This is a genomic window from Bacteroides sp., assembly GCF_052357945.1.
Taxonomy (GTDB): Bacteria; Bacteroidota; Bacteroidia; order Bacteroidales; family Bacteroidaceae; genus Bacteroides.
Genome location: NZ_DAWCXD010000177.1, coordinates 1 through 8,818, shown reverse-complemented (window position 1 = coordinate 8,818; position 8,818 = coordinate 1). Strand labels below are relative to the sequence as shown.

Annotated in this window: 5 protein-coding genes; all 5 read left to right on the top strand. The window is 33.5% G+C overall.

Annotated features, from left to right (window positions below):
* Positions 1 to 671 precede the first annotated feature (671 nt).
* The 5 genes from ACT8YW_RS20370 (at position 672) to ACT8YW_RS20350 (ending at position 8,767) form a co-directional block, all read left to right on the top strand.
* The gene (locus ACT8YW_RS20370; RefSeq protein ID WP_008670553.1) at positions 672 to 1,232 is read left to right on the top strand and encodes an RNA polymerase sigma-70 factor; all 561 of its coding nucleotides are present in this window, start codon (positions 672 to 674) and stop codon (positions 1,230 to 1,232) included.
* 44 nt (positions 1,233 to 1,276) lie between these two features.
* Positions 1,277 to 2,311, top strand: a complete 1,035-nt coding sequence (locus ACT8YW_RS20365) for a FecR family protein (protein ID WP_117695204.1) — start codon at positions 1,277 to 1,279, stop codon at positions 2,309 to 2,311.
* A gap of 101 nt (positions 2,312 to 2,412) precedes the next feature.
* Positions 2,413 to 5,655 (top strand): TonB-dependent receptor, encoded by a 3,243-nt coding sequence (locus ACT8YW_RS20360; protein ID WP_008670556.1) that lies wholly within the window; start codon positions 2,413 to 2,415, stop codon positions 5,653 to 5,655.
* Between the two features lie 12 nt (positions 5,656 to 5,667).
* On the top strand, positions 5,668 to 7,206 hold the full coding sequence (locus tag ACT8YW_RS20355) for a RagB/SusD family nutrient uptake outer membrane protein (protein ID WP_008670557.1): 1,539 nt from the start codon (positions 5,668 to 5,670) through the stop codon (positions 7,204 to 7,206).
* Between the two features lie 79 nt (positions 7,207 to 7,285).
* Positions 7,286 to 8,767: an alpha-L-fucosidase gene (locus ACT8YW_RS20350; protein WP_444106960.1), complete on the top strand. Its 1,482-nt coding sequence runs from the start codon at positions 7,286 to 7,288 to the stop codon at positions 8,765 to 8,767.
* Positions 8,768 to 8,818: the final 51 nt, after the last annotated feature.

Genomic DNA, 8,818 nt, shown 5'->3' with positions numbered 1-8,818 from the left:
CTGACAATTATACCAGAATACTGAAAGATATCGAGAGGGTGCTTGGGATGGAAGAGATAGATGTAAATTCTTTATTCACCGATAGATAGAAAAGCTGTATGTATTCGTCTTACAATGTATAAAGTATAAAAACATATATACACCATAACAGAATTTCGACGACTGTTATTTTTTGGTAGATTAGCATGAACAGCAAGGCAAACTAAAGTTAACATTCACCAATGGGATGAAAAATGAAAAAATTAAGTTCCGCCACAGTCGAATCGGTTTTAGGCACATTGCTTGATTTTAGGGCTATGAGAAAAGTACATACCAGAGGTATAAAATTCGCGAACAAACATGTCTTATTGGCAACTATGGCTTATAATCTAAAAAAGTTAATGAACCATGTTTATTATAAATTCTCAATCTCGATTGCCAACGTAATCAACAATTGGTTGGATTATATGAAATCAGTAACGATCTTTAACTTTGACAAAATAAATTTGTTTGCAGATATTTCTTTCCGCTTCCCATATTCGAGTGATATGTTGCTGTTCGAATATAGGAGGCAGTTCGTTTTGTATTCCTTTATCTCTATAAACGAAAATTATACTTTTAGAATAAAAAATTGGTATCTTCTAATAATTTCCCTACATTTACACCCGTTTCATTTGAATTAATCTTAATAAATGATTGTAGAACCGGAAGTTGTAGGAGAATTTGCCTCTGGCAGCCATGAAGCCTTTCATAAGATATTCAAGCTGTTTTATCCTAAGGTATATGCTTTTATACGGGGATTTATAAAAGATTTGGATGATTCTGAGGATTTGACTCAAATTGTCTTTATAAAACTATGGAATAAGAGAGCGATTTTTCACAAGGTACATCATTTTGATTCTTATTTGTTCATGCTTACCAAATATACCGTTTTTAATTATATCACAACTAAAAAAGTTTCCCGGTTTACAAGCGAAGATAATGTTCCCGAGATTTCTGATGAATATACTCCTTATGATAAATTGATAGCGAAAGATTTGCAATTATTAATTGATATGGTAGTGAATGAGATGCCTCCTAAAAGGAAAATGATATATAAGTTGAGTCGGATAAAAGGACTTTCTAACGAACAAATAGCAGAGAAACTGGGGATACAGAAAAAAACGGTGGAGAATCATTTGAATATCGCTTTAAATGAACTGAGAGACGCTTTGGCTCTTTCTATTTTAGTTTATTTAATACTGTCGGTTTAGGTATATCATAAGACAGAACTGTCTTTTTTATATAAAATGTGAAAATGAATAATTATATACATAAGATAATAGACTTTTTCTTTCATCATGAAGTCTCTGATGAGATAACAGAACGTGTTTATAATCGTATGGTTTTTCCTGTGGAAGATAAAGCAAGAGAAGAAGCTGTTTCACAAATTTGGGATAAACTGGACGATGCTTCTTGCTCTGACGAAAAAATAGAGAAGGCTTTTTATAATTTGGAGACCTCTTTAGAATTTAAAAAAGAAGAACAGACTATCGAATTTGTACATCGGGAACATATAAGAAATACGAAAAGAATAAATTGGGGGAGAGTAGCTGCTATTTGGACTATTCCTTTCATTATGGTGTGTGTTTCGGCTTACCATTATTATTCTGCAAAGGATTATGTGAAGGAGACGTTGTCTGAAGTGACTTATATGCAGCGCTATGCAGCTATGGGTACACGTGAAGAAGTGGTTCTTCCTGATGGGAGTAAGGTTTGGCTTAATGCCGGTACTTTGTTGATATATCCCTCCAGTTTCATATCTGAATCTCGCAATGTTTATATTGCGGGAGAAGGGTTCTTTGAAGTTTCAAAAGATAAAGAGCATCCTTTTATTGTCACTACCAACCATTTAGAGTTGGAAGTGCTTGGTACGACATTCAATATTTCGGCGTATCCGGACAATAATCAGATAATGGCTACATTGGAAACCGGCAGGTTACAGGTAAAGGTAAATAAACAACCGGATAAATATTTTCTGGAACCCAATGACCAGTTGATATATACTCCTTCCACAGGGACAGTACAGCAGCATAAAGTGAATGCTGTTTCCCACTCCGATTGGCGTATGGGAGGGTTGTTCTTTGGCAATGTGCCGTTTAATGATGTTCTTCATACTTTGGAACGTGTGTATGGTGTGAAATTCCATGTGCGTACATCTATTTACCAGAATCAAAGTTTGAGAGTTCATTTTAATAGAAATGAATCGTTGGAGCAAGTACTTCAAATCATTAAAATATTGGTTCCCGGTATAGAATATGAAATTGTTGGCAAGAATATCTATTTAAGATAGCGGTTTAGTATTTATTAACATAAAGCCATTGGGTGTAGTATTTATTTGAATTGTCTTTCTCATGTACGTACACCTTATGTCGTTAATAAATCTAATATGAAATGAACAAGAAATTTATTCGAGTGTTGGGGCTTGGTGTTGGTTTATTTCTAGCCGGCAGCCTCTCTGTTAATGCACAGAAAGTTTCCTTCAATGGGGAACGTCTTTCTTTAAAGCAAGCGTTTGAGAAAATTGAATCTGTTTCGAAGTATAAGATTGCTTATAACACTTCACAACTGGATGTCAATAAGCAAGTTGTCTTGAATCAAAAGAATCAGGATGTATTGCAAATTCTGTCGGATTTGCTAAAAGGAACCAATTGTGTCTATCAAGTGAATAACAATTATATTGTTATCACTCTGAAAGATGATGAGAAGGTTAAGAAAATTAAGGGTACTATAAAAGATTCGGCCGGGGAACCTATTATTGGTGCCAATGTAACTTTAAAAGGAGATGCCACTGTAGGAAGTATTACAGATATAGATGGTAACTTTGATTTGTCCGTTCCAAGCAATGCTACTTTGCAAGTTTCTTATATTGGTTATAATACTCAAGATATTCCGGTAGGAAATAAATCTTTCCTTAATATTACTCTGAAAGAAGATACAGAAACACTAGATGAAGTGGTGGTTGTAGGTTATGGATCTCAAAAGAAAGTGAATCTAACAGGTGCGGTTAGTACAATTGATGCAAAAATGTTAGATAACCGTACAAGTTCAGATCCTTTTAATATGCTAACAGGGCAGGTTCCAGGAGTAACCATTGTGCAAAACTCTGGTCAACCTGGAGCAGATATGGGTAATTTGCGAGTTAGAGGTATTGGAACGCTTGGAAATGCAGATGCGATGGTTATAATTGATGGTGTAGAATCATCTATTAATAATGTGAATCCTAATGATATAGCTAGTATTTCTGTATTAAAAGATGCAGCAGCTTCGTCTATTTATGGCGTGCGAGCAGCTAATGGTGTAATTCTAATTACAACTAAAAGGGGAGTTGTTGGAAAGCCAAAGGTTTCTTACAATGGATATGTAGGATGGCAAGATGCTTGTAGATTACCTAAATATTTAGATTCTTACAATTATGCCTTGCTGCTGAATGAAGCTTACAGAAATGATGGAGCTAATGCACCCTACTCTGAAGAAGTTCTCCAAACTATAAAAGACGGAACAGATCCTGATCACTTTGCTAATAGTAATCAAGTGGAAGCCGTTTTAAGTGAACGAGGAATATTTCATAATCACCACTTAAGCATCATTGGTGGTAAAGAAGATATGAAATATTCTTTGGCTGCAGGCTTTTATAAGAAGGATGGGCTAATGCCAAATATGTCATATAATAGATTTAATATACGTTCAAATATAGACAGTAAAATTAGTCAACGATTAGATATCTCATTAAATTTATCTGCCTCTCGAGATGATAGAAAAGCTCCAGCTACGCATAAAGTATCTGATCCAGATACTGACTTATGGAATATTATGTATCACGCATTTCGTGAGTCACCCTTAATGCCTATACGGTATCAGAATGGCAATTATGGCTTGTATCTGAATGAACACAACTCTGTAGCAGAAGCAAATTTAAGTGGAGAATCTCATATATATAATAGCAACTTTCAGGGAAGTGCAGGTCTTTCATATAAAATAATAGATGGCCTAACACTAAAAGGAAATGCTTCTGCTACGTTTAATTTAGAAGATGTATATGTAGATCAGAAGAAAATGGATTTTTATTCTGTTGATTCTAAGGAACCTATTAAGTCGACTCGAAGTATGGTTAGTAACCAAGATAAAAAGTCATTAGAAATTAATTTACAAGCATATTTAGACTATAATAAAACATTTGGCAAACACCTTGTGAAAGGATTGCTGGGATATTCACAAATTCATAATCAATATAGATTATTAAAAGCTTTGCGAAAGGATTTACCTGCCAATAACTCATTAGGAGAAATAGATGCAGGTGACGTTACTACTCAAGAAACAGGAGGAAAGAGCGTAACTTATGCTCTTAGATCTGTATTTGGACGTATCAATTATGGATTTGATGACAGATATCTTTTTGAAGCTAATCTTCGCTATGATGGTTCCTCTAGATTTCCTAAACATAATCGTTTTGGACTATTCCCTTCTTTTTCATTTGGATGGCGTATATCGGAAGAAAACTTCTTTAAAGTTGATTTTGTTGATAACCTTAAGTTAAGAGCTTCTTGGGGACAGCTAGGAAATCAAGAAATTGATGACTATTTATTCTATGATACATATTCTTTCGGATATGATTATAGCTTTGGCAATACTTTATTTTCAGGTATCTCAATTAATGATGTGATGGCTAACTCAGCTATTACTTGGGAGAAAACAGACCAAATAGATGTAGGTATAGATGCAGACTTTTGGGGAGGGAAACTATCTTTTACTGGTGACTTCTTTCTAAAAAATACACATGCAATTCTATTAAAATTGCCTATGCCAGATTTAATTGGTGTAGATGCTCCTATGCAAAATGCAGGAAAGGTACGTAATACTGGTTTTGAATTAGCTTTGACGCATCGAAACCAGCTCAACTTATTTAAGTATTCTGCATCTTTCAATTTTAGTTACGTCAAAAACGAAATAACAGATTTGAACGGTGGAGATATACCAGGAAGATCGGTTGGAGATCCTGTAGATAATATCTATGGATATGTATGTGAAGGCATTTTTAGAACACAAGAGGAAATAGATAACTCTTGTTCACAAATATGGGGAGCTGTACCTGGAGACTTAAAATATGCAGATATTAATAATGATAATGTTGTAGATCAAAGTGATAGAATATCATTAGGCTCCACATTTCCAAAGATAAATTTTGGCTTACGTTTGAATTGCGAATACCGAAATTTTGATCTTACCATGCTGATGCAAGGTGCTGGTATGGTTAAAGGTGTAACTGCAGGAGAAATTAGTCAAGCTTTTATGAATGGTGGTAAAGTAACAGAAGAGTGGCTTGATAGATGGACGCCAAATAATATAAATGCCTCTTACCCCCGTCTTACACTGAGTAGTTCTAGTAGAAATTATATGACTTCATCATTTTGGGTTCAAAATGCTTCTTATTTAAAGATGAGAAATCTACAAATTGGATATACAATACCTAAACACCTTTTGACAAATTGGGGTATTTCTAATTTACGTTTGTATTGTAGTATTGATAATTTATTTACGATTACGAATTTTAAAGGTTTAGATCCAGAAATGGTTACATCATCAACTTTGTATCCATTAACACGGAATTATTCCTTTGGTGTTAATTTATCTTTTTAAATATTGTGTACTATGAAAAAAATATTTACAGTAATAACTTTAATCTTTTTATTTTGTAACGTATTTACAAGTTGTAATAATTCATTCCTTGATGAAGTTCCCAATCATCAGTTATCAGATGTTTCTTTTTGGAAAACAGAGGATGATGTATATAAATATACTATAGGCTTATACAGATATACGTTAGCCCCCGAAAATCATGCAATTATGACCGACTGTTATACTGATAACGCAGTACCAGTTCATGTTACTGCTGCTCAAGGAGAACTTTCATCAGGAACAGCAACTTCAACAAATTCATATTTTCAACAAGTGTGGAAACAAGCTTTTCAAGGTATTCGCAGATGTAATATTGGCCTTGAAAATATAGATAAGGTAAATATGGATAAAAAGAAACAAAATGTATTTAGAGGAGAAATCTACTTTCTACGTGGTTTTTTTTATGCAACACTATTAAAACTGTATGGTGGAGTTCCTCTTTTAAAAACAACACTTTCTTTTTCTGATCCAATACCATCACGTAGTTCAGAAGAGGACGTTTATAATTTTATTATTAGTGATTTAGATTCAGCTGCTACACTACTTCCTATAACGCAAGAAGAAGTGGGAAGAGCAACAAAAGGGGCTGCAATAGCAGAAAAGGCTATTATAAGCAATTTTATGAATAAATATAAAGAGGCAGCTAAATATGCAAAAGAACTTATTACTCTAGGGATATATGACTTACATCCAAATTATGCAGAACTATTTTTGCCTACATATGAAAATAATGTCGAGGTTATATTTGATAGACAGTATATGGAAAATGCAAAAGATAAATCTCTTGGAAGTGATATAGATCAGTTTTTTGCACCGCAAATGATGGGGGGATGGGAGGCTGTTTCACCAACAAAGGATCTGATTGATACGTACGAATGTATAGATGGAAAATCTATTCAAGAGTCTCCGCTATATGATGAAAATAATCCTTTTCTGAATAGAGATCCTAGATTAGAATATTCTATTTTACACGATGGAAGTGTAATAGCTGACAAAATATTCAGTTCTGAAGGTCGTGTTGGGGATGGTAATTCCACCAGAACAGGATATAGTATGAGAAAATATATTAATCCTGCAAATGACGGTATGAATTATCTGGGTTGGACAAATTTTATATATATACGCTATGCTGAGATTTTATTAGTTTATGCAGAGGCTTTGAACGAAATTTCAGGTCCTACAGCAGAAGTATATCATGCAGTTAATAAAGTTAGAAATAGAGTGAATATGCCATCCTTACCAGAAAATCTAAATAAGGAAGCAATGAGAAACATAATTCGAAAAGAAAAGCGAATAGAGTTTACTTTTGAAGGTGTATATTATTATGATACACGTCACTGGAGAACAACCGAATTTGTTGTTACTAAGCCGGTATATGGAAAGAAAATGAATGGGGAGTATTTATGGGTAGAAAATAGAAAGTTTAATCCGAATAGAGATTATTTGTGGGCAATTCCATTAACTGATATAGACCTTTCAAAAGGATCGTTAAAGCAAAACCCAGGATGGTGATTTTTCGAGGTCTTAGAATAATTATATAATGGAGATTATAACTAATTTTACTCATCAATTGATATAAAATCATGAAGTCATGAAAACTATTTTATTTTTTATAATGGTAAATATTATATCGTGTCTAACAGCTCAGGAGCTAAAACCAAACAACCATTATAATTTGGCACAAAAAGAACTGATTAAACGAGGGTATGGTATGTTTATTCACTTTGGTCTCAATACTTTTGCTGAGTTAGAATGGTCTGATGGAAGTATACCTGTAGATACATATAATCCTACTAATTTAAATTGTGACCAGTGGGTAAAAGTAGCTAGTGAAGCTGGTTTTAGATATGTGTTGCTTATCACAAAGCACCATGATGGGTTTTGCTTATGGGATAGCAAATATACTGATTATGATGTGATGGCTTCTCCTGTAAAGAGAGATATTGTTAAAGAAGTGTCAGACGCATGTAAGAAATATGGACTCCAGTTTGCAATCTATTATTCATTATGGGATAGGCATGAGAAAAGTTATAAGTCTAAAAACTTTAATGACTACATTACATACATGTCTAATCAATTGAAAGAGTTGCTTACAAATTATGGTTCCATATGTGAAGTTTGGTTTGATGGAGGTTGGGATAAGCCTGTGAAAGACTGGCAGTTACCAAAAATATATTCGATGATAAAGAAGATACAGCCTAAGTGTGCTGTTGGGGTTAATCATACAATATCTTATCCAGATGACCTAAGAAAGTCTGTTTTGCCAGATTCTATGGTTATTGATAACAAATATACTTTCCAGTATTTTCCTAGTGATTTTCGTTTATGGGATCCTAAGATTGCTCATAAGTTAGATAAAAAAAGATACCTATATCAAGGAGAATCTTATTATTTGCCATTTGAACATACACTTTGCATTAGTAAAGCATGGACTTGGTTTCAAAAGGAAAAAAATTTACCTGTACGTAGTTTAGATGAATTGGAAGAATTATTCTATTGGTGTACTGATAATAACAATACACTTGTTATAAATATACCTCCTGATAAAACAGGTAATATACGTGAGTATGAGGCTAATGCTATAATGGAACTAGCAAAGAGAATAGGAATAAAAAAGGATAAGCCATTGCCTAAAAATGGAGAACTATTATCTTTAAATTCTGAGGTTGTACCATCGTCTGTTTTTCAAGAAAATATTCAATTATATGGTGGAAAATACGCAACAGATGGAGGTATGCAAACTCTGTGGAGAGCTGCGGATACAATAGCAACATTAACGATTATGCTTCCTCAAAAACCATTTAATAAAATTTCTATATTTGAAGCTTGTGAACAACATGTTGCACCTGATGGTTTTACAACAGAAAGACTTAATAGGATTCAAGAATATAATATTGAAATATTAGAAAATAATCAGTGGAAATGTATTTATGTTTCGGACGAATTAATGGGGGATTGTAAAGTAATTCATTTTCCCAAGAGTTATCAAACATCTAAATTAAGATTAAATATCACTCGATCAATAGCTCCGCCAGCTATTTATGAAATTAATGTTATTCACAAAGATAAGTAAGCATTCGGCCAACTACAGGTATTAAACCTTTATATACAACAATAGCGACTG

Bases quoted from the DNA above. Each gene is read 5' to 3' on its own strand.
- ACT8YW_RS20370 (WP_008670553.1), top strand. From the start codon at position 672: ATGATTGTAGAACCGGAAGTTGTAGGAGAATTTGCCTCTGGCAGCCAT.
- ACT8YW_RS20365 (WP_117695204.1), top strand. From the start codon at position 1,277: ATGAATAATTATATACATAAGATAATAGACTTTTTCTTTCATCATGAA.
- ACT8YW_RS20360 (WP_008670556.1), top strand. From the start codon at position 2,413: ATGAACAAGAAATTTATTCGAGTGTTGGGGCTTGGTGTTGGTTTATTT.
- ACT8YW_RS20355 (WP_008670557.1), top strand. From the start codon at position 5,668: ATGAAAAAAATATTTACAGTAATAACTTTAATCTTTTTATTTTGTAAC.
- ACT8YW_RS20350 (WP_444106960.1), top strand. From the start codon at position 7,286: ATGAAAACTATTTTATTTTTTATAATGGTAAATATTATATCGTGTCTA.